General features: G+C 43.2%; 1 protein-coding gene. It reads left to right on the top strand.

Annotation, left to right across the window (positions count from 1 at the left end):
* Positions 1-273, top strand: a 273-nt coding sequence (locus AAEY75_RS15090) for a hypothetical protein (RefSeq protein ID WP_352260036.1), incomplete at both ends; no start/stop codon positions are given.

Here is a 273-nt window from a genome sequence, read left to right as displayed (position 1 = left end):
ATTATATTTTCCGCGACAAAATTGAAGAACAACGCTTTTTAGCCAAGCGCCATCAACGCCATCATCAATGGCATCAAATAACCACACCGACGCCAACAACCGAAGAACAAGCGCGATTATTGTTCACCCAACACCAAACATTGTTAACCGCTTTTTGGGACCGATGCTTAGAGCTTGGCCGCTTACCAGTAGATGACGAGTTTGCCGACTCCGCCATCATTAGAATGCATTTCTGTAACGCTAAAAAAGCCTTTAAATTACTCATACAAGTAC

Origin of the sequence: Psychrobacter sp. TB55-MNA-CIBAN-0194 (genome assembly GCF_040309505.1) — a bacterium.
GTDB lineage: Bacteria > Pseudomonadota > Gammaproteobacteria > Pseudomonadales > Moraxellaceae > Psychrobacter > Psychrobacter fozii.
This window is presented reverse-complemented; position numbering and strand designations above follow the sequence as displayed.